Origin of the sequence: Alsobacter ponti, from assembly GCF_024294805.1 — a bacterium.
In the GTDB taxonomy this organism is placed as follows: Bacteria; Pseudomonadota; Alphaproteobacteria; order Rhizobiales; family Beijerinckiaceae; genus Alsobacter; species Alsobacter ponti.
Genome location: NZ_JANCLU010000022.1, coordinates 19,449 through 41,416, shown reverse-complemented (window position 1 = coordinate 41,416; position 21,968 = coordinate 19,449). Strand labels below are relative to the sequence as shown.

Sequence of the window (21,968 nt, the reverse complement as noted above, 5' to 3'; positions counted from 1 at the left end):
ATCCCGGCGGCGACGATCGGGGAACGATCAGGACCATGACCGCCTACGCCATCGACATCGAGCCCCGCCCCGCGCTGCCGGTGGCCGGCTCCGACCTGCTCTTTCCGGTCCGCCGCGTCTACTGCATCGGGCGCAACTACGCCGCGCATGCGCGCGAGATGGGCGGCGACCCGACGCGCGAGCCGCCCTTCTTCTTCGCCAAGGCCGCCGACGCGCTGCAGCCGGTCGCCACCGGCGAGACGGCGGCGCACCCCTATCCGCCGCAGACGGGCGACTATCACCACGAGATCGAGATGGTGGTCGCGCTGAAGGCCGGCGGGCGGGACATCCCGGTCGAACGCGCCCTCGATTGCGTGTTCGGCTACGCGGTCGGCCTCGACATGACGCGCCGCGACCTCCAGGACGAGGCCAAGAAGCTGCGCCGCCCGTGGGAGACCGGCAAGAGCGCCGATTCGTCCGGCCCCGTCGGGCCGATCCACACGGTGGCGGAGGTCGGCCATCCGGCCGGCGGCGTCATCCGGCTCGACGTCAACGGGCAGACGCGCCAGCGCGCCGACCTAGCCGACATGATCTGGTCGGTCGCCGAGCAGATCTCCATCCTGTCGCGGTTCTACGAGCTGAAGGCCGGCGACGTCATCTTCTCCGGCACGCCGGAAGGCGTCGGCCGCGTCGAGCGCGGCGACGAGATGGTCGGCGAGATCGAAGGCCTGGGCGCGATCCGCCTCAAGGTGGTCTGAGCCCGATCAGTCCAGGCCTGCGATGGCCCTGGCGAAATCCGCAGCGGCGAAGGGCTCGAGATCGTCGACGCCCTCGCCGACTCCGATGAAGTGAATCGGCAGGCCGAAGCGGGCGGCCAGCGCCACCAGGATGCCGCCGCGCGCCGTGCCGTCGAGCTTGGTCATCACCAGGCCGGTGATGCCGGCCACCTTGCCGAAGATCTCGACCTGCGAAATGGCGTTCTGGCCGACCGTGGCGTCGAGCACCAGCAGCACGGCGTGCGGGGCGCTGGCGTCGACCTTGCGGATGACGCGCACCACCTTCTCCAGCTCGGCCATCAGCTCGTTGCGGTTCTGCAGCCGGCCCGCCGTGTCGATCAGCAGCACGTCGCGGCCTTCCTGGCGGGCCTGCGTCAGCGCGTCGTAAGCAAGGGAGGCGGCGTCCGAGCCCTGCGGGCGGGTCACGACCGGCGCGCCGGCCCGCTCGCCCCAGACGCGCAGCTGGTCGATGGCGGCGGCGCGGAACGTGTCGCCGGCCGCCAGCATCACCGAGCGGCCGTCGGCGCGGAACTTGGCCGCGAGCTTGCCGATCGTGGTCGTCTTGCCGGCCCCGTTGACGCCGACCATCAGGATGACGAAAGGCTTGCGCGCCTCGTCCAGCACCAGCGGCGTGGCGACGGGGACGAGCGCGCGCTCCACCTCCCGCGCCAGAATGGCCTTCACCTCCTCCGGCGCGATGTCCTTGCCGACGCGGTTGCGGCCCACCGCCTCGACGATGCGGGTCGCGACGTCGATGCCGAGGTCGGCCTGCACCAGCACGTCCTCCAGCCCGTCCAGCGTGTCCTGGTCCAGCTTGCGCTTGGTGAACAGGTCGGTGATGCCGGTGCCGAGCGCCGAGGAGGAGCGCGACAGGCCCTCGCGCAGGCGTCGCCACCAGGTCAGGCGCGGCCCGGCCGCCTCGGCGTCCGGCTTGGCGGCGGGCTCCGCCGCCGCATCGGCGGGGGCGGCCTCCGGCGTCCCGGCCTCGCCGGCCTGCGTCCCGCGCCCGAACAGGCGCGAGAGCAAACCGGGCTTCCTGTCGTCGTCGCTGCTGGCCATCGCTCCGCCCGATCCTCGTTGCGGCCCCTTCGATAACGGTTTCGCCGGACGCCGGGAAGCTCTATGCGAAGGGCATGGATCCGGTTCCCGCCCCGCTCGACCTGCAATCCCGCCTGCTCTACCGCGACGCGCTGATGCTGGTGCTCGACAAGCCCGCCGGCGTGGCCGTGCATCGCGGCCCGAAGGGCGACCGGCCGGGCGAGATCAACCTCGAGCAGTTCTTCGGCCAGCTCGCCTTCGGCCTGCCGCGGCCACCCTCGCTGGCGCACCGCCTCGACAAGGACACGTCCGGCTGCCTGGTGCTCGGCCGTCACCGCAAGGCGCTGGAGACGCTGGGCGAGCTGTTCAAGCGCGGCCGCGTCGACAAGACCTACTGGGCCGTGGTGGAAGGCGGCCCGGATGCCGAGGAGGGGCTGATCGACAAGCCGCTCGGCCGCCGCGACGCCCAGCGCGGCTGGTGGATGAAGCACGACGAGAACGGCCTGCCGAGCCAGACGCGCTGGCGCGTGGCGGGGCGGAGCGTGGACGCCGCCGGCAAGGCGCTGACGTGGCTGGCGCTGGAGCCGCTGACCGGCCGCACGCACCAGCTGCGCGTCCACTGCGCCGGCGAGGGTTGGCCGATCCTCGGCGACCCGATCTACGGCTCGGCCCCGCGACAGGGCGGAACGCCGCTGCACCTGCACGCGCGCTCCATCGTCGTGCCGCTCTACAAGAACAAGGACCCGGTGCGCGTCGAGGCGCCGCCGCCGGCGCATATGCGCGAGCGCCTCGCCGCCTGCGGCTGGCGCGAGGATCAGCCGGCCTGAAGCGCCCGCCCGTCATGGCCGCGCACGGCGACGTCGAGCAGACGGCCCGGCGGCGGCGGCGAGGCGAAGCGCACCGGCGTGAAGCCCGGCGTGCGGCCGATGCCGCCGCGTTCGGTGAGCACAAGGTGCGTGCGGCCGGCCTGGGCGTCGAGGTGGCGTCGCCACGCCGCCGCTCCTTCGGCGCGCAGTCTCCCGGCGCGCTCGCGCACCACCGGCCCCGGCACCGCCGGCATGCGCGCCGCCGGGGTGCCCGGACGCGGCGAGAAGGGGAAGACGTGCAGCGCGTCGAGCCCGCATTCGCCGACGAGGTCGAGCGAGCGGGCGAACATGGCGTCGGTCTCGGTCGGGAAGCCGGCGATGAGGTCGGCGGCCAAAGTGAGCCCGGGGCGCAGCTCCCGCGCGCGGCGGCAGAAGGCGATGGCGTCGGCGCGGCTGTGCCGCCGCTTCATGCGCTTGAGGATGATGTCGTCGCCCGCCTGCAGCGAGAGGTGGAGATGCGGCATCAACCGCTCCTCCGTGGCCAGCGCGTCGAGCAGGTCGTCGTCGGCCTCCACCGAATCGATGGAGGAGAGGCGAAGCCGCGCCAGCTCCGGCGCGCCGCGCAGCACCGCCTTGACCAGCGCGCCCAGGCGCGGCGTTCCGGGCAGGTCGGCCCCGTAGCCGGTGATGTCGACGCCTGTCAGCACGATTTCGGCGTGGCCGGCCTCGACGAGGCGGCGCGCCTGCGCGACCACGTCCTCGACCGGCGTCGAGCGCGACCCGCCGCGCCCGAAGGGAATGACGCAGAACGTGCAGCGATGGTCGCAGCCGGTCTGCACCTGCACGAAGGCGCGCGTCTGGCCGGGGAAGGCGGCGATGGCGGCGTCGGGCGCGCCTTTCGCGGCCATGATGTCGCTCACCCGCACGCGCTCGCCGCCGTCGTCCGGCGCGGCGAGCTCGGCCCACACCCGCGGCGAGGTCTTGGCCTCGTTGCCGAGCACGATGTCGACCTCGTCCATGCCGGCGAAGCGCTCCGGCTCCACCTGCGCGCCGCAGCCGGTGACGACGATGCGCCGGCCCGGCCGCTCGCGGCCGATGCGGCGGATCGCCTGGCGCGCCTGGCGCGTCGCCTCGGCGGTGACGGCGCAGCTGTTGACGATGACGAGATCGTCGTGGCCGGCCGCCTCGGCGGCCCTGCGCATCGCTTCCGACTCGACCGTGTTGAGCCGGCAGCCGAAGGTGACGACCTCGACGCCCATTCAGGCCGCCCCGGCGAACACCGAGGCGGGCAGGACGCCCTCGTGCTCCAGCTCGACGGGGCCGGTCATCAGCACGTGCCCGTCGCTCTCGCGCCAGGAAATCACCAGTTCGCCGCCGGCCTGCGCGACCCGCACGCGCCGCCCGGTCTTGCCGAGCCGCGCGGCGGCGACGGCCGTGGCGCAGGCGGCCGAGCCGCAGGCGCGCGTCAGCCCCGCGCCGCGCTCCCAGGTGCGCAGCGTCACCGCCTCGGGCGAGACGATGTGGGCGAGCGAGATGTTGGCGCGCTCGGGAAACAGCGGGTGATGCTCGAGCAGCGGGCCGATGCGCGACAGGTCGTAGGCCTTCACGTCGTCGACCCAGAAGATCGCGTGCGGGTTGCCCATGTTGACGACCGAGGGCGTGTGCAGCAGCGGCGCGTCGATGGGCCCGACCTGCAGCTCGACGCCGGTGGTGTCGGCGAAGGGCTCCGACAGCGGAATCTCGTCCCAGCGCAGGCGCGGCGGGCCCATGTCGACGGTGAAGGTGACGTCGCCGTCGCGGGTCGTCGGCAGCAGGCCGGCCTTGGTGGCCAGCGTCACCGCGCGCTCGCGCGAGCCCTGCAGCAACATCCAGGCGACGCAGCGCGTGCCGTTGCCGCACGCCCCCGACTCCGAGCCGTCGTTGTTGTAGATGCGCATATAGGCGTCGACGCCGGTCGTGGTCGGCGCGTGCAGCACCATCAGCTGGTCGAAGGCGAGCCCCGGCGCGCGGGCGATGGCGCGCGCCTCGGCGGGGGTGACGACGGCCTGCGTGGCGCGCAGGTCCAGCACGACGATCTCGTTGCCGATGCCGTTCATCTTGGCGTAGCGGTGGCCGACCAGCGCGCTCATGGCGTTCGTCTCGCGGAGGAATCCGGGTCCCGTTCGCCGGAACCCCGAGGCGGGTGATATAGCGCGCGTGGCCCGGCTCCGCGAGTCCGTCACGGCCTGCGGGCTTTTGGCACTCGAAAGCGGGGCCACGCGGGCTTATCCTGTCGGCCCCGCCGCGAATCGCGGCAGGGAGCATGAGGCTGACCATGACCCGTGACCGCTCCAGAACCGGAACACTCTTCGTCGCGGGGCTGGCGTTCGCCGCCGCGCTGGGGCTCGCGGCCGCGCCGGCCGGCGCGCAGCAGGCCTCGCCGGGGGTCACGACGCTCGCCCCCGCGCCGGCGGACCCGACCACGCCCGACGAGGTGACGCTGGCCTCCCGCCCCGCCGCGACGCTGCGCGGCCAGTCGAGCTGGGACGACGGCTACGACGTGCTGACCTCCACCTTCGCGCGGCTGCGCAGCGAGATGGACAAGGCGGGCATCCGCGTCACCGGCGCGCCGCTGGCGCAGTTCCTGGAAACCGATGACATGGGCTTCCGCTTCGAGGGGCAGCTGCCCATCGAGGCCGCGCCCTCCGGCCGGCCGGCCGGTCTGTCCGCGGACATCGGCTTCGGCGCGACGCCCTCCGGCCGCGCCATCCGCTTCGTCCACCGCGCGCCCTACGAGGAGATCGACTCCACCTACGAGGCGATCTCCGCCTATCTCGACTCCAAGGGCATCGAGGCGAAGGACGTGTTCACCGAAGAATACGTCCAGCTCGGCGCCAACGCGGGCGACGCCGCGCTGGAGCTGAACATCTACGTGCAGCCGAAATAGGCTTTCGCCCGCCATGGTTCATGCGATTCCGCCGCGTCCCGAGGCGCTGCTTTTCGACCTCGACGGCACGCTCACCGACCCCAAGCCGGGCATCACCCGCAGCGTCCAGTACGCGCTGGAGCGGCTCGGCCTGACGCCGCCGCCGGCCGACGACCTGGAATGGGTGATCGGCCCGCCGCTGGCGCAGTCCTTCGCCGTGCTGCTCGGCCCGGGCGGCGACCCCGCCGAGGGCGTGCGGCTCTATCGCGAGCGCTACGCCGTCACCGGCCTGTTCGAGAACGAGATCGTGCCCGGCATCCCGGCCCTGCTCGACGACCTGCTGGCCGACGGGCGGCGGCTCTTCGTCGCCACCTCCAAGCCGCGCGTCTTCGCGGAGCGCATCCTCGATCATTTCGGGCTGGCCGACCGCTTCCAGCACGTTCACGGCTCGGAGCTCGACGGCACGCGCGCCGACAAGCGCGACCTCATCGCCTACGCGGTGGCCCAGGAGCGGCTGACGCCGGCGGCGACGGTAATGATCGGCGACCGCGAGCACGACGTCATCGGCGCGGGCAGCGTCGGCATCGGCACCATCGGCGTGCGCTGGGGCTATGGCAGCGACGCCGAGCTGATGGCGGCGGGCGTCGCCGCGCTGGTCGACCGGCCGGCCGAGATCGGCCGTCTCGCCGGCCTGCCCGAGGCCCGCGCGGCGCTCGCCTGAGCGCCGGCCGGGCGGCGTTCAGCCCTCGTCTGTCCACACCTCGCCCGGCCGCAGCGCGACGAAGCGGTGGGCCGGCACGTCGTGCGCGCGCAATGCCGCTTCGAGCGCCTCGCGCGGCCTCTCGATCCCCTCGTCGGTGAGCTTGAAGGTGCCCCAGTGGTGGCCGACCGCGCGCGCCGCGCCGGTGAGCTTGAAGCCGCGCACCGCCTCGTCCGGGTCGATGTGCTGCTCGCGCATGAACCAGCGCGGCTCGTAGGCGCCGATGGGCAGGATGGCGAGGCGCGGCGGCCCGTGCTTGCGGCGGATCTCGGAGAATTGCGGCGCGTGAAAGCCGGTGTCGCCGACGTGGTAGATGGCGCCGCCCGGCCCGTCGATCACGAAGGCCGCCCACAGCGCGTGGCGGCGGTCGAACAGGCCGCGCGCCGACCAGTGCTGCGCCGGCTCGGCGTGGACGCGCAGCCCGTCGCCGAGCCGCGCCACGTCCCCCCAGTCGAGCGCCTCGAACTCGGCGCCGACGCCGGCCTCGCGCATGATCGTGTCGTTGCCGAGCGGCGTCACGATGCGGGGGCGGTGCGCGGCGGCGAGACGGCGCAGCGTGGCGACGTCGAGGTGGTCGTAGTGGTTGTGCGTGACCAGCACGACATCGATGCGAGGCAGGTCGTCGAAGGCGACGCCCGGCGGGTTGACGCGCTTCGGGCCGGCGAAGCTGAACGGCGAGGCGCGCTCCGACCACACGGGGTCGACGAGCATGTTGCGGCCGGCGGTCTGGATGAGGAAGCTCGCGTGCCCGATCAGCGTGACGCGGAGCCCGGCCCCCTCGACGCGGCGCGGCGGAACGTCGCGGGCCGGCGCGGGGAAGGTGTCGGGCCAGCTCTCCTTGCCGTCGCGCTTGAAGTTCCAGCGGATCAGGTCGGCGACGCCCTTGTTCCACGGCCGGCCGGGGTTGAAGAACAACTCGCCGTCGAAGTGATCCGACGGCGGGCCCTGGTAGTAGGCGTTGCGGGATTTTCGCGTCATGCCCGCCAAGATGGCGCGGCGGCGGCCGGTCGGGAAGGGGCGCGTCGTTCAGACCCGGCGGGCCAGCCGGTCGAGGGCGGCGCGGCCGGAGGGCGGGGCGGCGCGCCGGCCGTGCAGCCGGGCGATCGCCTCGCGCGCGCCGGGCAGGAACGCCGCCACGGCGAGCCGGATCGCCGCCTCGCGCCCGAGCGGCGGCGGCTGGCCGTAGACGTGCTCGCGCACCGCCTGCTGCACCATCGCGCCGTGCAGCGTCATCAGCAGCTCGCGCTCTTCGGTCAAGGGCGGCAGGCGCGCCGGGTCGGGCAGGCCGAGGCCGTGGCGGAGTTCAGCGAGCAGCGGGTCGAGGATCTGCGTCGTCAGGGTGGCGCCGCGCGGCGGCGGCAGCGTCATTCGGTCGAGCGCGGCGCGCAGGAGAAGGCGGATGCCGGCGCCGTCGTCCTGCGCCGCGTAGGCGCAGTAGACGTCGGCGAGCCGCTGCTCCAGCGGCGCTGAGCGGTCGGCCATCAGGCCGGCGAGGTCGCGCGTCCAGCGGCTGTCGGTGACGCGGCGGAACGCCGCCTCGATCAGCGCCTCCTTGGAAGGAAAGTAGCGGTAGATCAGCGCCTGTCGCACGCCCATGCGGGCGGCGAGGTCGTGGGTGGTGCCGGCGAAGCCCTCGGCGGCGAAGAAGCGCACCGCCTGGGCGACGATGTCCTCGCGCCGCTCCAGCGCGCTCATGCGCGGCGCGCGGACCCGCCCCGCTTGCGCCGCGCCCCGGCCCCGCGCCTCTCCGACCGTCGCCCCCGTCATCGCTCCCGCGCCGAATCTCCGCCTAATGTCGCGATGCTAGCGCATTGCGCGGGGAGGCGACATTCGGTACTGAAAGGCCGCACAACTCCCCTTGTTTCGCAATTCCTTGCGCAACTTTCATCCGAAAGAGAAGGCAATGGCCGACTCCAAGCCCCGGATCGAACGTCCCCTTTCGCCGCACCTGCAGATTTTTCGGCCGCTGCCCAACATGGTCATGTCGATCCTGCACCGGATCACCGGCGCGGCGCTCTATGTCGGCACGCTGATCCTCGCCGCCTGGCTGATCGCCGGCGCGACGAGCCCGGACGCGTTCGCGACGGTGGAGTGGGCGCTCGGCAGCTTCCTCGGCCGGCTCGTGCTGTTCGGCTACACCTGGGCGCTGTTCCACCACATGATCGGCGGCGTGCGCCACCTGATCTGGGACACCGGCCACGGCATGGGCGCGATCGGCCGCGAGCAACTCACCTGGCTGACGCCGATCGGCTCCGTCGCGCTGACGCTGCTGGTCTGGATCGCCGCCTACGTCATTCGCTGAGGGGGCCCCGATGGCCGAGCTTCACAACCGCATCGAGACTCCCCTGAAGCGGGTGCGCGGACTGGGGTCCGCCCGGTCGGGCACCGAGCATTTCTGGCGGCAGCGCCTGACCGCGATCGCCCAGATCCCGCTCACCATCGCCTTCGTCGTGCTGGTGCTGAAGACGCTGGGCGGCGGCTACGACGCGCTGGCCGCGACGCTCGCCAACCCGCTCTGGGCGGTGCTGATGCTGCTCTTCGTCGTCACCGGCGTCATGCACATGCGCATCGGCATGCAGGTGATCATCGAGGACTACGCGCACGAGGAAGGCCCCAAGTTCGCGTGGCTCATTCTCAACAATTTCTTCGCCATCCTCGTGGGCCTCGCCTGCGTCGTCGCGATCCTCAAGCTGAGCTTCGGAGCCTGAAACCATGGCCGCCAACGCAAACGCCAACTCCGGCGCCGCCCCGGCGGTGAACGGCCGGGCCTATCCGATCACCGACCACACGTTCGACGTGGTGGTGGTGGGCGCGGGCGGCGCGGGGCTCCGCGCCACGGTCGGCTGCTCGCAGGCCGGGCTGCGCACGGCGTGCATCTCCAAGGTGTTCCCGACGCGCTCGCACACCGTCGCGGCGCAGGGCGGCATCTCCGCCTCGCTCGGCAACATGGGGCCGGACGACTGGCGCTGGCACATGTACGACACCGTCAAGGGCTCCGACTGGCTCGGCGACCAGGACGCCATCGAGTACCTGTGCAAGAACGCCCCGGCGGCGGTGTACGAGCTGGAGCACTGGGGCGTGCCGTTCTCGCGCACCGAGGCGGGCAAGATCTACCAGCGCCCGTTCGGCGGCATGACCACCGACTACGGCAAGGGCATCGCCCAGCGCACCTGCGCGGCGGCCGACCGCACCGGCCACGCCATCCTGCACACGCTGTACGGCCAGGCGCTGCGCAACTCGACCGAGTTCTTCATCGAGTACTTCGCCATCGACCTCATCATGGACGAGCACGGCCGCTGCCGCGGCGTGGTCGCCCTGAAGATGGACGACGGCACCATCCACCGCTTCCGCGCCCACCAGACCATCCTGGCGACGGGCGGCTACGGGCGCGCCTATTTCTCGGCCACCTCCGCCCACACCTGCACCGGCGATGGCAACGCCATGGTGCTGCGCGCCGGCCTGCCGCTGCAGGACATGGAGTTCGTGCAGTTCCATCCCACCGGCATCTACGGCGCGGGATGCCTGATCACCGAGGGCGCGCGCGGCGAGGGCGGCTACCTCACCAACTCCGAAGGCGAGCGCTTCATGGAGCGCTACGCCCCGTCGGCCAAGGACCTCGCCTCGCGCGACGTGGTGTCGCGCGCCATGACGATGGAGATCCGCGGCGGCCGCGGCGTGGGGCGTGGCAAGGACCACATCTACCTGCACCTCGACCACCTCGACCCGAAGATCCTGCACGAGCGCCTGCCCGGCATCTCGGAGAGCGCCAAGATCTTCGCCGGCGTCGACGTGACGCGCGAGCCGATCCCGGTGCTGCCGACCGTCCACTACAACATGGGCGGCATCCCCACGAACTATCACGGTGAGGTGCTGACCAAGCGCGACGGCGACCCCGACACGGTGGTCCCCGGCCTGATGGCGATCGGCGAGGCGGCCTGCGTGTCGGTGCACGGCGCCAACCGGCTCGGCTCCAACTCGCTCATCGACCTCGTGGTGTTCGGCCGCGCCGCCGGCCTGCGCGCCGCCGACCTCGTCAAGCCGGGCGAGTCCCACGCCGAGCTGCCCGCCGGCTCGGCCGACCTGTCGCTGTCGCGGCTCGACCGCTTCCGCCATGCCTCCGGCGGCACGCCGACCGCCGAGCTGCGCGACCGCATGCAGCGCACGATGCAGAGCAACTGCGCCGTCTACCGCACCGGCGACGTGCTGGCCGAGGGCCAGAAGCTCATCCACGACGTGTGGCGCGGCACGGCCGACGTGAAGGTGACGGACCGCTCGCTGATCTGGAACTCCGACCTCGTCGAGACGCTGGAGTTCGACAACCTCATCACCCAGGCGGTGGTGACGATGGAAGGCGCGCTCAACCGGCAGGAGAGCCGCGGCGCCCAGGCGCGCGAGGACTTCCCCGAGCGCGACGACAAGAACTGGATGAAGCACACGCTGGCCTGGATCGACGAGGCGCGCCACGCCGTCACGCTCGACTACCGGCCCGTCCACACCTACACGATGACCAACGAGATCCAGTACATCGAGCCCAAGGCGCGGGTGTACTGAGAGGAACGGCAGATGGCCCAGATCGCACTTCCGAAGAACTCCCGCGTCGTCGAGGGCAAGGCGTGGCCGAAGCCCGCGGGGGCGACGCGGCTGACCGAGTTCAAGATCTACCGCTACGATCCGGACGGCGAGAGCAACCCGCGCACGGACACGTACTGGGTGGACCGCGACGACTGCGGCCCGATGATCCTGGACGGCATCATCTGGATCAAGAACAAGATCGACCCGACGCTGACCTTCCGCCGCTCCTGCCGCGAGGGCATCTGCGGATCGTGCGCGATGAACATCGACGGCCTCAACACGCTCGCCTGCACCAAGGCGATGGACGACGTGAAGGGCGCCATCAAGATCTACCCGCTGCCGCACATGCCGGTGGTGAAGGACCTCGTTCCCGACCTCACGCGCTTCTACGCGCAGCACGCCTTCATCGAGCCGTGGCTGCACACCGAGACGCCGTCGCCGGAGAAGGAGTGGAAGCAGTCGCCGGAGGATCGTCTCAAGCTCGACGGGCTCTACGAATGCATCCTGTGCGCGTGCTGCTCCACGAGCTGCCCGAGCTACTGGTGGAACGGCGACCGCTACCTCGGACCGGCCGCGCTGCTGCAGGCCTATCGCTGGCTGATCGACTCGCGCGACGAGGCGACCGGCGAGCGTCTCGACGCGCTCGAGGACCCGTTCCGCCTCTATCGCTGCCACACCATCATGAACTGCGCGCAGGTGTGCCCGAAGGGCCTGAACCCGGCCAAGGCCATCGCCGAGATCAAGAAGATGATGGTGATGCGCCAGGTGTGAGGACGCGCCGCCGAGGCGGCTCACCGCACGAAAAAAAGCGGCGTCCGTGAGGACGCCGTTTTGCTTTCCGCCAGGTCGTAACGCGTTTCAGTTTCAGCGCCCGCGCCGGTGCGGCGCGAGCGTCGCTCGCTCGCGCGGGCCGGCGCTGTCGCGCCTCCCGCGCCGTTTCACTTCGCCTTCGCGCCGCCCTTCGCGGCCGGTTTCGCGGCCGACTTCGTCGCGGCCTTCGCGGCCGCCGGCTTCGCGGCGGCTTTCGCTGCTGCGGGCTTGGCGGCGGACTTCGCGGCGGCGGGCTTCGCAGCCGACTTGCCGGCGCCGTTCGCCTTCGACGCGCTCGCCTTGGCGGCGGCGGGCTTGGCGGCGGACTTGGCGGGAGCCTTCGCGGCTGCCTTTGCGGGCGCCTTCGGGGCGGCGGCCTTCGCAGCAGCTGCGGGCTTGGCCGCGGACTTCGCGGCGGCCTTGGGAGCAGCGGCCTTGGGAGCAGCGGCCTTGGAAGCGGCTGCCTTGGGAGCGGCTGCCTTCGCGGCGGCGGGCTTGGGAGCGGCGGCTTTCGCAGCGCTCTTGGCCGGGGCCTTCGCGGCCGACGCCTTCGCGGCGGCCGGCTTCGGTGCGGCGGCCTTGGAGGCCGTCTTGGTGGCCGCCTTCGCGGCAGGTTTTGCTTCGGCTTTCGCCGGAGCCTTCGACGCTTTCACGCTACCGGTTGACTTCGCTGACTTCGCCATGGACACCCTCCGAATCAGGCGACACGCGGATAGCCTGCGGAATAAACCTGAAAAAAAGCTAGTCGTCACAAAATTTTCAAGTTTATCCGCCTCTCGCACAAGTGTCGGAGACGATTTGCGGTTCCATGTTGCCGCGAAGTCTCGTCAAGAGGGGCCGCGGCGGCCCACGCCGGGCGATGTCGGGAGGGTCGCGCGTCAGCGCGGACGGCGTCCGAACCAGCCCTTGCGCAGCGTCAGGATCGCCGTCGCGAAACGCGCGTCGCCGGCCGCGCCGGAAGCTCCCGCGCGCGGCTCGTTGTCCGCCTCGCACGTCTCGATCGTCAGCACGTCCGAGCGCTCGAAGACGAGGTCCGCCGAGAACTTGCGGGCGAGCGCCTGCATCGCCTCGTTGTAGGTGAGGCAGCTCATGTAGAGACGCCGCATGCGACGCTGTTTCGCCGCTTCCAGCACGTGCGCGAACAAAGCCGTCGCGATGCCGCGCCGACGCAGATCGTGCTCGACGTTGAAGGCCGCCTCGGCCTCGTGTTCGGAAACCGGGCGCAGCTCGCCGACGGCCCGCAGAAGGCCGTTCTCGAAATAGCCGAAGATGACCGCGCCGAGCGTGAAGGCGGTCTCCGCGTAGCGGCGCAGGAAGGCGTCCGTCGCGCCCATCCCGAAGCGGCCGCGCCGCCCCTCCTCGTCGAGGCGCAGGAGGTGGTCGCGAAAGCATGGAAGGTCGGCGATTGTCAGCGCGCGAATCATGCCGGCTGGAAAGCTGGCCTGTCCCATGGCGTCCTCTGGAGATGCACGAGCACCGAAACCCGAGGCGTCCCGCTCCACGTCGATTCGGCTTCTGTGACGCACCCACTGTGCCACACAAAGCATGGCCCGTTGATGGCGCGCCGCGCCGTTCTTTGGTCGGCCGTCTTTCGTCTCATCCGGTGGCGGACGCGGCCCGCGCAACGCTCCGCCGTTGGTGGGCGTTGCCCGCCGGCGTGGGGCGCGATAAGCCTGCGCGCCCTGCCCGGAGATCGCCCCGCGTGCCCTCGACCCTTGCACAGACCTATCGCGCGCTCGTCGCGCAGGGGGCCATCGAGGAGGACGCCGCGCAGAAGGAGGTGGTGCGCAGGCTGGCCGACCTCGGCGCGGCGCTGTCCGAGCGCGGGCTGGCGCGCAAGAAGAGCGCGCTTGGCTGGCTGTTCGGCAAGCGGCCGCCGGCGCCCCCGGTGCGCGGCCTTTACATCTGGGGCTCGGTGGGCCGCGGCAAGACGATGCTGATGGACCTCTTCGTCGACACCGTGCCGATCGAGAGCAAGCGCCGCGCGCATTTCCACGAGTTCATGGCGGACGTCCACGAGCGCATCCACGACTACCGCCAACGCGTGAAGAGCGGCGAGGCGAAGGATCCCGATCCGATCCCCGCTGTCGCCGCCGCGCTGGCGCACGAGGCGATGCTGCTGTGCTTCGACGAGTTCACCGTCACCGATATCGCCGACGCGATGATCCTCGGGCGGCTGTTCAAGGCGCTGTTCGCCGAAGGCGTGACCGTGGTCGCGACCTCCAACGTCGAGCCGCAGCTTCTCTACGAAGGCGGGCTCAACCGCGCGCTGTTCACGCCGTTCATCGACCTGCTGCTGACGCGCATGGACGTGGTGCGGCTCGACGCGCGCACCGACTTCCGCATGGAGAAGCTGCGCGGCGCGAGGGTGTGGCACGCGCCGGCCGACGCGGCGGCGCACGCGCGGCTCGCCGAGTCCTTCCGCGCGCTCACCGGCGGCGCGGAGCCGCACGCCGTGACCCTGCACGTCAAGGGCCGGGAGCTGGTGGTGGCGCGCGCCGCGCAGGGCGTCGCGTGGCTGGGCTTCGCGGAATTGTGCGAAAGGCCCCTCGGCGCCTCCGACTACCTGGCGCTGGCCGAACGCTTCCACACGCTGGTGCTGGAAGGAGTGCCGACGATGGGCTTTGAGCAGCGCAACGCGGCCAAGCGCTTCATCACGCTGATCGACGCGCTGTACGACGCGCGCGTCAAGCTGCTGGCCAGCGCGGCGGCGGAGCCGCATCTGCTCTACACCGCGACGGACGGGCGCGAGGCGTTCGAGTTCGACCGCACCGTGTCGCGGCTGATCGAGATGCGCTCGGAGGACTATCTCGCTCTGCCGCACGGGCGCACCGACTCGCGCGCTTCGGGCGACACCACGGGCCTCGTCGAGACCTGAGCGGCGCGGGGCGCGCGCGCCGGCGGCGCGTGCGCTAGGATGCGCCGAAACCTTCGGGACACGCCGTGCCGTCATCGCCGCCCTTCGCCGCCGCGCCGCTCTCCCAGGACGAGCGCATCCTCGCCATCGCCGCCGACCACGTGCGGCGGCACGGCATCGGCCGCACCACCGTGGTTTCGGTGGCCCGCGAGGCGGGGATGACGCACGCCAACGTCTACCGCTACTTCCCGTCCAAGGCGGCGCTGGCCGACGCCGTCACGGCGGACTGGCTGAGGCCGCTGGAGTCCGAGCTGGCGCAGATCGCCGACGCTCCGGACCCGGCCGACGACAAGCTGGAGCGCATGCTGCTGGCGCTCGCCGGTTCGCGCCGCGACCGGCTGGAGACCGACCCCAACCTGTTCGACCTCTTCATCGCGGCGCACGAGGCCAACCAGCCGGCCGTGCGCAAGCATCGCCAGCGCGTGCGCACGCTCATCGAGCGCGCCGTCGAGGAGGGCATTGCCGCCGAGCTGTTCCAGGTGCGCCGCCTCGAGCGCGGCGTCGCACTGGTGCTCGACGCGACGTTCCGCTTCATCCATCCCCCCGCCGTGCGGCTCGACCGCGAGCTGCCGCGCCGCGTCGTCGACGAGCGCCTCGCCGCCACGGTCAAGCTGGTCCTGCGCGGGCTGAAGGGCGGCATCGTGTGAGCCGCCGCCCGCGCCGCCCGGCCGCGACAGTGGCGCGAGGTCCGGCTGCGAACCCACCCGCAGGTCGGCTTCATGGGACGAAAAACCCGTTACAACTAACAAAATTTGAAAATTGTAACAGGCTGCAACCGCCGCAACCCCTGGTCGGTCCGGCGTAGCGGATTTTCCGTTTTCTGTTGCCTGGTCAGGAACTTGTCTGGAGCTACGCCGTTGCCGTCGAGGCCCTGGGCTCCCGCCGTCGTAAGCCTTTCGCGTGACTTGAAGCGGCCACAGCTTGCGTCTATGGGGTTCGCGTCCGGATGGGGGAGGCCCGCCCGGGCCCGCTGGAATCCACGCCTCCAAGGAACACCTTACCCATGGCGCGCAAGAAGATCGCTCTGATCGGCTCCGGGCAGATTGGCGGCACCCTCGCTCATCTCGCTGGCCTCAAGGAACTCGGCGACGTCGTCCTCTTCGACATCGCGGAGGGCGTTCCCCAGGGCAAGGGCCTGGACATCGCCGAGTCGTCGCCGGTCGACGGCTTCGACGCGAAGTTCTCGGGCGCCAACTCCTACGAGGCGATCGCCGGGGCCGACGTGGTGATCGTCACCGCCGGCGTGCCGCGCAAGCCGGGCATGAGCCGCGACGACCTGCTGGGCATCAACCTCAAGGTGATGGAGCAGGTCGGCCAGGGCCTCAAGCAGCACGCCCCCAACGCCTTCGTCATCTGCATCACCAACCCGCTCGACGCGATGGTGTGGGCGCTGCAGAAGGCCTCGGGCCTGCCGAAGAACAAGGTCGTCGGCATGGCCGGCGTGCTCGACTCGGCGCGCTTCCGCTACTTCCTGGCCGAGGAGCTCGGCGTGTCGGTGCGCGACGTCCACGCCATGACGCTGGGCGGCCACGGCGACGACATGGTGCCGCTGATCCGCTACTCCACCGTCGGCGGCGTGCCGCTTCCCGACCTGGTGAAGATGGGCTGGCTGACGCAGGAGAAGCTGGACGCCATCGTCGAGCGCACCCGCAAGGGCGGCGGCGAGATCGTCGCGCTGCTCAAGACCGGCTCGGCCTTCTACGCCCCGGCCGCCTCCGCCATCGCCATGGCCGAGAGCTATTTGCGCGACCAGAAGCGCGTGCTGCCCTGCGCCGCCTACCTCAACGGCGAGTACGGCGTGAAGGACATGTATGTCGGCGTGCCGGTGCTGATCGGCGAGAACGGCGTCGAGAAGGTCGTCGAGATCGCCTTCGACGCGGGCGAGAAGGCGATGTTCGCCAAGTCGGTCGCCGCCGTGCAGGGCCTGGTCGACGCCTGCAAGCAGATCAACCCCGCCTTCGCCTGATCGCGGGCGGGCCGCAGCGGCCCGCCGTCCATTCCCGGCGTCGCGCCATCCCCGGCGCGCGACGCCGCGCAAGCCGACCCACCGGAGAGTCCTCATGAACATCCACGAATACCAGGGCAAGGCGGTGCTGAAGGAATTCGGCGTGCCCGTCTCCAACGGACGCGCCATCTTCCGCGCCGACGAGGCCGCCGCCGCCGCGCGCGAGCTGGGCGGGCCGCTGTGGGTGGTGAAGTCGCAGATCCACGCCGGCGGCCGCGGCAAGGGCAAGTTCAAGGAAGCCTCGGCCGGCGAGAAGGGCGGCGTCCGCCTCGCCCGGTCGATCGAGGAGGTCGAGGCCTTCGCCGGTCAGATGCTCGGCGCGACGCTGGTGACGATCCAGACCGGCCCGGCCGGCAAGCAGGTCAACCGCCTCTACATCGAGGACGGCTCCGACATCGCCAAGGAATTCTACCTGTCGATGCTGGTCGACCGCGGTACCTCGCGCATCGCCTTCGTGGTCTCCACCGAGGGCGGCATGAACATCGAGGACGTCGCCCACGACACGCCCGAGAAGATCGTCACCTTCTCGGTCGACCCGGCCACCGGCGTCATGCCACATCACGGCCGCCGCGTCGCCCAGGCGCTCGGGCTCACCGGCGACCTCGCCAAGCAGGCCGAGAAGCTTGCCGCCCAGCTCTACGCCGCCTTCGTCGCGAAGGACATGGAGATGCTGGAGATTAACCCGCTGATCGTCACCACCGACGGCAAGCTGAAGGCGCTCGACGCCAAGATCTCCTTCGACGGCAACGCGCTCTACCGCCACCCCGACATCGCCGCCCTGCGCGACGAGACGGAGGAGGACGCCAAGGAGATCGAGGCCTCCAAGTACGACCTCAACTACATCACGCTGGACGGCACGATCGGCTGCATGGTCAACGGCGCCGGCCTCGCCATGGCGACGATGGACATCATCAAGCTGTACGGCGAGAGCCCGGCCAACTTCCTCGATGTCGGCGGCGGCGCGAGCAAGGAGAAGGTGACGGCGGCGTTCAAGATCATCACCGCCGACCCGAACGTGAAGGGCATCCTGATCAACATCTTCGGCGGCATCATGCGCTGCGATGTGATCGCCGAGGGCGTCATCGCCGCGGTCAAGGATGTCGGGCTGCAGGTTCCGCTGGTGGTGCGCCTCGAGGGCACCAACGTCGACCTCGGCAAGAAGATCATCGCCGAGTCCGGCCTCAACGTGATTTCCGCCGACGACCTCGACGACGCGGCGCAGAAGATCGTCAAGGCCGTGCGGGGCTGAGATGCCCTTCGTCAACCTGAAGACCACAAAGACCAACCTCACCCGCGAGGCGAAGGCGCAGATCGTGCGGGAGTTCAGCGAGACTCTCGTTCGCGTTCTTGGAAAGAAGCCGGAGAACATCCACATCGTCATCGACGCCGTCGACGACGAGAACTGGGGACACTCCGGCGCGCTGGTCGCCCACACACGCAAGCTTGCGGAGGACTGATGTCCGTTCTCATCGACGCCAACACCAAGGTCATTTGCCAGGGCTTCACCGGCAAGAACGGCACCTTCCACTCCGAGCAGGCTATCGCCTACGGCACGAAGATGGTCGGCGGCACGTCCCCGGGGAAGGGCGGCTCCACCCATCTCGGCCTGCCCGTGTTCGACACGGTCGCCGAGGCGCGCGAGGCGACCGGGGCTGACGCCTCGGTCATCTACGTGCCGCCGGCCGGCGCGGCCGACGCCATCTGCGAGGCGATTCAGGCCGAGGTGCCGCTCATCGTCTGCATCACCGAGGGCATTCCGGTGCTCGACATGGTGCGCGTCAAGCGTGCTCTGTCCGGCTCGAAGTCGCGCCTGATCGGCCCCAACTGCCCCGGCGTCATGACCGCCGGCGCGTGCAAGATCGGCATCATGCCGGGCAACATCTTCAAGCCGGGCAATGTCGGCATCGTGTCGCGCTCCGGCACGCTGACCTACGAGGCGGTGTTCCAGACCACCCGCGAGGGCCTGGGCCAGACGACGGCCGTCGGCATCGGCGGCGACCCCGTCAAGGGCACCGAGTTCATCGACGTGCTGGAGATGTTCCTCGCCGACCCGAAGACCGAGTCGATCATCATGATCGGCGAGATCGGCGGCTCGGCCGAGGAGGACGCCGCGCAGTTCATCCGCGACGAGGCCAAGCGCGGCCGCGGCAAGCCGATGGTCGGCTTCATCGCCGGCCGCACGGCGCCTCCCGGCCGCCGCATGGGCCACGCCGGCGCGATCATCTCGGGCGGCAAGGGCGGCGCCGAGGACAAGATCGCGGCCATGGAGGCCGCCGGCATCCGCGTCTCGCCGTCGCCCGCGCGGCTCGGCAAGACGCTGTCCGAAGTTCTGAAGGGCTAAGCGTCCGGCGCGGGGCGGCGCCGCCGCCCCGGCCCACCGACAACACCCATCGAGGAAACGACATGGCACGCCAGGACCAGAACGACGCGTTCCTGCAAACCTCCTTCCTCTATGGCGGCAACGCCGCCTATATCGAGGATCTCTACGCCCGCTTCCTCGAGAATCCCTCGTCGGTCGACGCCGAGTGGCAGGCCTTCTTCGGCGCGCTGAAGGACGACTCGGCCGCGGTCGCCAAGTCGGCGCGCGGCGCCTCGTGGCGCAAGCCGAACTGGCCGATCCACGCCAATGGCGAGCTGGTTTCGGCGCTGGACGGCAACTGGGGCGTCGTCGACAAGATCATCGGCGACAAGCTGAAGGGCAAGGCGGAGGCGGCGGCCAAGGCGGGCGGCCCGGCCGTGTCGGCGGACGACATCATGCAGGCGACGCGCGACAGCGTGCGCGCCCTGATGATGATCCGCGCCTTCCGCATGCGCGGCCATTTGCACGCCGATCTCGACCCGCTCGGCATCGCCACGCGCACCGACCACGAGGAGCTGGACCCCTCCTCCTACGGCTTCACCGAGGCCGACTGGGACCGCAGGATCTTCATCGACCACGTGCTCGGCCTGGAGTTCGCCACCATCCGCGAGATGCTGGCGATCCTGAAGCGCACCTATTGCTCGACCATCGGCTACGAGTTCATGCACATCTCCAATCCGGCCGAGAAGGCCTGGATCCAGGAGCGCATCGAGGGGCCGCACAAGGAGATCGCCTTCACCCGCGAGGGCAAGCGCGCCATCCTCAACAAGCTGGTCGAGGCCGAGGGCTTCGAGAAGTTCATCGACGTCAAGTACACCGGCACCAAGCGGTTCGGGCTCGACGGCGGCGAGGCGCTGATCCCGGCGCTGGAGCAGATCATCAAGCGCGGCGGCAATCTCGGCGTGAAGCAGATCGTGCTGGGCATGGCCCATCGCGGCCGCCTCAACGTGCTGACCCAGGTGATGGGCAAGCCGCACCGCGCTTTGTTCCACGAGTTCAAGGGCGGCTCCTACGCCCCCGACGACGTCGAGGGCTCGGGCGACGTGAAGTATCACCTCGGCGCGTCGTCGGACCGCGTGTTCGACGGCAACACGGTGCACCTGTCGCTGACCGCCAACCCGTCGCACCTCGAGATCGTCGACCCCGTCGTGCTCGGCAAGGTCCGCGCCAAGCAGGACCAGCTCAAGGACGTGGTCGAGCGCTCGCAGGTGATGCCGTTGCTGATCCACGGCGACGCCGCCTTCGCCGGCCAGGGCGTCGTGGCCGAGTGCCTGGGGCTGTCGGGCCTCAAGGGGCACCGCACCGGCGGCTCGGTGCACGTCATCATCAACAACCAGATCGGCTTCACCACCTATCCGCGCTATTCGCGCTCCTCGCCCTATCCGTCCGACGTGGCGAAGATGATCGAGGCGCCGATCTTCCACGTGAACGGCGACGACCCCGAGGCGGTGGTGTTCGCCTGCAAGGTGGCGACCGAGTTCCGGCAGAAGTTCCACAAGCCGGTGGTCGTCGACATGTTCTGCTACCGCCGCTACGGCCACAACGAGGGCGACGAGCCCGGCTTCACCCAGCCGGTGATGTACAAGAAGATCCGCCAGCAGCAGACCACGCTGGAGATCTACGCCCGCAAGCTTGTCGCCGAGGGCGTCGTCACCGAGGGCGAGGTCGACAAGATGAAGGCCGACTGGCGCCAGCGCCTCGAGGCCGAACACGAGGCCGGCCAGGCCTACAAGCCCAACAAGGCCGACTGGCTCGACGGCCGCTGGGCCGGCCTGAAGGCGATGAAGGAGAGCGACGACGACGCGCGGCGCGGCCAGACCGGCGTCGACGTGGCCGAGCTTCGCCGCCTCGGCGAGCGCATGACCACGCCGCCGGAGGGCTTCAACGTCCACCGCACGATCCAGCGCTTCCTCGACAACCGCCGCAAGGCGATCGAGGCGGGCGAGGGCATCGACTGGGCGACCGGCGAGGCGCTGGCGTTCGCGACGCTGGTGGCCGAGGGCCACCCCGTCCGCCTGTCGGGCCAGGACTGCGAGCGCGGCACGTTCTCGCAGCGCCACTCGGTGCTGATCGACCAGGAGACCGAGGCGCGCTACACGCCGCTCAACAACATTCAGGAAGGCCAGGCCAAGTACGAGGTCATCAACTCGATGCTCTCGGAGGAGGCGGTGCTGGGCTTCGAGTACGGCTACTCGCTGTCGGAGCCCAACGCGCTGACCATGTGGGAAGCGCAGTTCGGCGACTTCGCCAACGGCGCGCAGGTGGTGTTCGACCAGTTCATCTCGTCGGGCGAGCGCAAGTGGCTGCGCATGTCGGGCCTCGTCTGCCTGCTGCCGCACGGCTACGAGGGCCAGGGGCCGGAGCACTCCTCCGCCCGCCTGGAGCGCTTCCTGCAGATGTGCGCCGAGGACAACATGCAGGTCGCCAACTGCACGACGCCGGCGAACTACTTCCACATCCTGCGCCGGCAGCTCAAGCGCGAGTTCCGCAAGCCGCTGGTGCTGATGACGCCGAAGTCGCTGCTGCGCCACAAGCGCGCCGTGTCGCGGCTCGACGAGATGGGCGCGGGCTCCTCGTTCCACCGCATCCTATGGGACGACGCGCAGGCGCTGAAGGGCGAGAAGATCAAGCTCGTCAAGGACAACAAGATCCGCCGGGTCGTGCTGTGCTCGGGCAAGGTCTATTACGACCTCTACGAGGAGCGCGAGAAGCGCGGCGTCGACGACGTCTACCTGCTGCGCGTCGAGCAGCTCTATCCGTTCCCGGTGAAGGCGCTGGCCGCCGAACTGGCGCGCTTCAAGAACGCCGACGTGGTGTGGTGCCAGGAAGAGCCCAAGAACATGGGCTCGTGGAGCTTCGTCGAGCCGTATCTGGAGTGGGTGCTCGGCCATGCCGGCTCCAAGGTGAAGCGGGCGCGCTACGCCGGGCGTCCGGCGTCGGCCGCCACCGCGACCGGCCTGATGTCCAAGCACCTCGCCCAGCTGCAGGCCTTCCTCGAGGAATGCTTCGCCGACTGACGGCGTCCTTTCGCGGACCGGCGC

22 protein-coding genes are annotated in these 21,968 nt (G+C 70.6%); 15 read left to right on the top strand and 7 right to left on the bottom strand.

Features of this window, described 5'->3' with window-relative positions:
• Positions 1-35 precede the first annotated feature (35 nt).
• Positions 36-737 carry a fumarylacetoacetate hydrolase family protein gene (locus tag NK718_RS18485; protein WP_254745349.1) on the top strand — a complete coding sequence of 234 codons (702 nt, stop codon included), beginning with the start codon at positions 36-38 and terminating at the stop codon, positions 735-737.
• A 6-nt stretch (positions 738-743) separates the two neighbouring features.
• Here the strand turns inward: NK718_RS18485 and ftsY are convergent, their stop codons facing one another.
• Entirely contained in the window at positions 744-1,922 is a 1,179-nt protein-coding gene (gene ftsY, locus NK718_RS18480; protein ID WP_371877324.1) for a signal recognition particle-docking protein FtsY, read from the bottom strand.
• Between ftsY and NK718_RS18475 the strand changes: the two genes are divergently transcribed.
• Positions 1,889-2,620, top strand: a complete 732-nt coding sequence (locus NK718_RS18475) for an RluA family pseudouridine synthase (RefSeq protein ID WP_254745345.1) — start codon at positions 1,889-1,891, stop codon at positions 2,618-2,620. The genes ftsY and NK718_RS18475 overlap by 34 nt on opposite strands.
• On the opposite strand, the gene mtaB is transcribed toward NK718_RS18475, so the two are convergent.
• Positions 2,608-3,858 carry a tRNA (N(6)-L-threonylcarbamoyladenosine(37)-C(2))-methylthiotransferase MtaB gene (gene mtaB / locus NK718_RS18470; RefSeq protein WP_254745343.1) on the bottom strand — a complete coding sequence of 417 codons (1,251 nt, stop codon included), beginning with the start codon at positions 3,856-3,858 and terminating at the stop codon, positions 2,608-2,610. The two genes, NK718_RS18475 and mtaB, sit on opposite strands and share 13 nt — an antisense overlap.
• Positions 3,859-4,728 (bottom strand): diaminopimelate epimerase, encoded by an 870-nt coding sequence (gene dapF, locus NK718_RS18465; protein ID WP_254745341.1) that lies wholly within the window; start codon positions 4,726-4,728, stop codon positions 3,859-3,861.
• Positions 4,729-4,913: 185 nt separating this feature from the next.
• Between dapF and NK718_RS18460 the strand changes: the two genes are divergently transcribed.
• Positions 4,914-5,525, top strand: coding sequence for a GyrI-like domain-containing protein (locus NK718_RS18460; RefSeq protein ID WP_254745339.1), 612 nt, complete (start codon positions 4,914-4,916; stop codon positions 5,523-5,525).
• Between the two features lie 13 nt (positions 5,526-5,538).
• Positions 5,539-6,225 carry an HAD hydrolase-like protein gene (locus tag NK718_RS18455; RefSeq protein WP_254745337.1) on the top strand — a complete coding sequence of 229 codons (687 nt, stop codon included), beginning with the start codon at positions 5,539-5,541 and terminating at the stop codon, positions 6,223-6,225.
• An 18-nt stretch (positions 6,226-6,243) separates the two neighbouring features.
• Here the strand turns inward: NK718_RS18455 and NK718_RS18450 are convergent, their stop codons facing one another.
• The gene (locus tag NK718_RS18450) at positions 6,244-7,242 is read right to left on the bottom strand and encodes an MBL fold metallo-hydrolase (protein ID WP_254745324.1); all 999 of its coding nucleotides are present in this window, start codon (positions 7,240-7,242) and stop codon (positions 6,244-6,246) included.
• Positions 7,243-7,290: 48 nt separating this feature from the next.
• Positions 7,291-8,031 (bottom strand): TetR/AcrR family transcriptional regulator, encoded by a 741-nt coding sequence (locus NK718_RS18445; RefSeq protein ID WP_254745322.1) that lies wholly within the window; start codon positions 8,029-8,031, stop codon positions 7,291-7,293.
• A gap of 136 nt (positions 8,032-8,167) precedes the next feature.
• Between NK718_RS18445 and sdhC the strand changes: the two genes are divergently transcribed.
• From sdhC to NK718_RS18425, 4 genes are read left to right on the top strand one after another with little or no spacing between them, the layout of a single operon-like run.
• Positions 8,168-8,566, top strand: coding sequence for a succinate dehydrogenase, cytochrome b556 subunit (sdhC, locus tag NK718_RS18440; RefSeq protein ID WP_254745320.1), 399 nt, complete (start codon positions 8,168-8,170; stop codon positions 8,564-8,566).
• A 10-nt stretch (positions 8,567-8,576) separates the two neighbouring features.
• Complete coding sequence (sdhD, locus tag NK718_RS18435; RefSeq protein ID WP_254745318.1) at positions 8,577-8,972, top strand: succinate dehydrogenase, hydrophobic membrane anchor protein; 396 nt, start codon at positions 8,577-8,579, stop codon at positions 8,970-8,972.
• A 4-nt stretch (positions 8,973-8,976) separates the two neighbouring features.
• Positions 8,977-10,815, top strand: a complete 1,839-nt coding sequence (sdhA, locus tag NK718_RS18430) for a succinate dehydrogenase flavoprotein subunit (RefSeq protein WP_254745316.1) — start codon at positions 8,977-8,979, stop codon at positions 10,813-10,815.
• A 12-nt stretch (positions 10,816-10,827) separates the two neighbouring features.
• Positions 10,828-11,607 carry a succinate dehydrogenase iron-sulfur subunit gene (locus tag NK718_RS18425; RefSeq protein WP_254745314.1) on the top strand — a complete coding sequence of 260 codons (780 nt, stop codon included), beginning with the start codon at positions 10,828-10,830 and terminating at the stop codon, positions 11,605-11,607.
• Positions 11,608-11,774: 167 nt separating this feature from the next.
• Here the strand turns inward: NK718_RS18425 and NK718_RS18420 are convergent, their stop codons facing one another.
• Together NK718_RS18420 and NK718_RS18415 are read right to left on the bottom strand one after the other, a co-directional pair.
• The gene (locus NK718_RS18420) at positions 11,775-12,329 is read right to left on the bottom strand and encodes a hypothetical protein (protein WP_254745312.1); all 555 of its coding nucleotides are present in this window, start codon (positions 12,327-12,329) and stop codon (positions 11,775-11,777) included.
• A gap of 195 nt (positions 12,330-12,524) precedes the next feature.
• A complete protein-coding gene (locus NK718_RS18415) occupies positions 12,525-13,097 on the bottom strand; it encodes a GNAT family N-acetyltransferase (protein WP_254745310.1) in 573 nt (190 codons plus the stop codon).
• 251 nt (positions 13,098-13,348) lie between these two features.
• Between NK718_RS18415 and zapE the strand changes: the two genes are divergently transcribed.
• The 7 genes from zapE to NK718_RS18380 all read left to right on the top strand — a co-directional run bounded on the left by zapE (position 13,349) and on the right by NK718_RS18380 (position 21,944).
• Complete coding sequence (gene zapE, locus NK718_RS18410) at positions 13,349-14,524, top strand: cell division protein ZapE (protein WP_254745308.1); 1,176 nt, start codon at positions 13,349-13,351, stop codon at positions 14,522-14,524.
• 65 nt (positions 14,525-14,589) lie between these two features.
• Positions 14,590-15,210 carry a TetR/AcrR family transcriptional regulator gene (locus tag NK718_RS18405; protein ID WP_254745306.1) on the top strand — a complete coding sequence of 207 codons (621 nt, stop codon included), beginning with the start codon at positions 14,590-14,592 and terminating at the stop codon, positions 15,208-15,210.
• 356 nt (positions 15,211-15,566) lie between these two features.
• Positions 15,567-16,529: a malate dehydrogenase gene (gene mdh / locus NK718_RS18400; RefSeq protein WP_254745304.1), complete on the top strand. Its 963-nt coding sequence runs from the start codon at positions 15,567-15,569 to the stop codon at positions 16,527-16,529.
• Positions 16,530-16,623: 94 nt separating this feature from the next.
• Positions 16,624-17,817 carry an ADP-forming succinate--CoA ligase subunit beta gene (gene sucC, locus NK718_RS18395; RefSeq protein WP_254745302.1) on the top strand — a complete coding sequence of 398 codons (1,194 nt, stop codon included), beginning with the start codon at positions 16,624-16,626 and terminating at the stop codon, positions 17,815-17,817.
• A gap of 1 nt (position 17,818) precedes the next feature.
• On the top strand, positions 17,819-18,025 hold the full coding sequence (locus NK718_RS18390) for a tautomerase family protein (protein ID WP_254745300.1): 207 nt from the start codon (positions 17,819-17,821) through the stop codon (positions 18,023-18,025).
• Positions 18,025-18,909 carry a succinate--CoA ligase subunit alpha gene (sucD, locus tag NK718_RS18385; RefSeq protein ID WP_254745298.1) on the top strand — a complete coding sequence of 295 codons (885 nt, stop codon included), beginning with the start codon at positions 18,025-18,027 and terminating at the stop codon, positions 18,907-18,909. Before NK718_RS18390 ends, sucD begins: the two co-directional genes overlap by 1 nt.
• A 62-nt stretch (positions 18,910-18,971) precedes the next feature.
• Complete coding sequence (locus tag NK718_RS18380; protein WP_254745296.1) at positions 18,972-21,944, top strand: 2-oxoglutarate dehydrogenase E1 component; 2,973 nt, start codon at positions 18,972-18,974, stop codon at positions 21,942-21,944.
• Positions 21,945-21,968: the final 24 nt, after the last annotated feature.

Bases quoted from the DNA above. Each gene is read 5' to 3' on its own strand.
- sucC (WP_254745302.1), top strand. From the start codon at position 16,624: ATGAACATCCACGAATACCAGGGCAAGGCGGTGCTGAAGGAATTCGGC.
- sdhA (WP_254745316.1), top strand. From the start codon at position 8,977: ATGGCCGCCAACGCAAACGCCAACTCCGGCGCCGCCCCGGCGGTGAAC.
- sdhC (WP_254745320.1), top strand. From the start codon at position 8,168: ATGGCCGACTCCAAGCCCCGGATCGAACGTCCCCTTTCGCCGCACCTG.
- NK718_RS18460 (WP_254745339.1), top strand. From the start codon at position 4,914: ATGACCCGTGACCGCTCCAGAACCGGAACACTCTTCGTCGCGGGGCTG.
- sdhD (WP_254745318.1), top strand. From the start codon at position 8,577: ATGGCCGAGCTTCACAACCGCATCGAGACTCCCCTGAAGCGGGTGCGC.
- dapF (WP_254745341.1), bottom strand. From the start codon at position 4,728: ATGAGCGCGCTGGTCGGCCACCGCTACGCCAAGATGAACGGCATCGGC.
- NK718_RS18380 (WP_254745296.1), top strand. From the start codon at position 18,972: ATGGCACGCCAGGACCAGAACGACGCGTTCCTGCAAACCTCCTTCCTC.
- NK718_RS18420 (WP_254745312.1), bottom strand. From the start codon at position 12,329: ATGGCGAAGTCAGCGAAGTCAACCGGTAGCGTGAAAGCGTCGAAGGCT.
- NK718_RS18450 (WP_254745324.1), bottom strand. From the start codon at position 7,242: ATGACGCGAAAATCCCGCAACGCCTACTACCAGGGCCCGCCGTCGGAT.
- NK718_RS18455 (WP_254745337.1), top strand. From the start codon at position 5,539: ATGGTTCATGCGATTCCGCCGCGTCCCGAGGCGCTGCTTTTCGACCTC.
- mdh (WP_254745304.1), top strand. From the start codon at position 15,567: ATGGCGCGCAAGAAGATCGCTCTGATCGGCTCCGGGCAGATTGGCGGC.
- sucD (WP_254745298.1), top strand. From the start codon at position 18,025: ATGTCCGTTCTCATCGACGCCAACACCAAGGTCATTTGCCAGGGCTTC.
- NK718_RS18475 (WP_254745345.1), top strand. From the start codon at position 1,889: ATGGATCCGGTTCCCGCCCCGCTCGACCTGCAATCCCGCCTGCTCTAC.
- NK718_RS18425 (WP_254745314.1), top strand. From the start codon at position 10,828: ATGGCCCAGATCGCACTTCCGAAGAACTCCCGCGTCGTCGAGGGCAAG.
- mtaB (WP_254745343.1), bottom strand. From the start codon at position 3,858: ATGGGCGTCGAGGTCGTCACCTTCGGCTGCCGGCTCAACACGGTCGAG.
- NK718_RS18390 (WP_254745300.1), top strand. From the start codon at position 17,819: ATGCCCTTCGTCAACCTGAAGACCACAAAGACCAACCTCACCCGCGAG.
- NK718_RS18485 (WP_254745349.1), top strand. From the start codon at position 36: ATGACCGCCTACGCCATCGACATCGAGCCCCGCCCCGCGCTGCCGGTG.
- NK718_RS18415 (WP_254745310.1), bottom strand. From the start codon at position 13,097: ATGGGACAGGCCAGCTTTCCAGCCGGCATGATTCGCGCGCTGACAATC.
- NK718_RS18445 (WP_254745322.1), bottom strand. From the start codon at position 8,031: ATGACGGGGGCGACGGTCGGAGAGGCGCGGGGCCGGGGCGCGGCGCAA.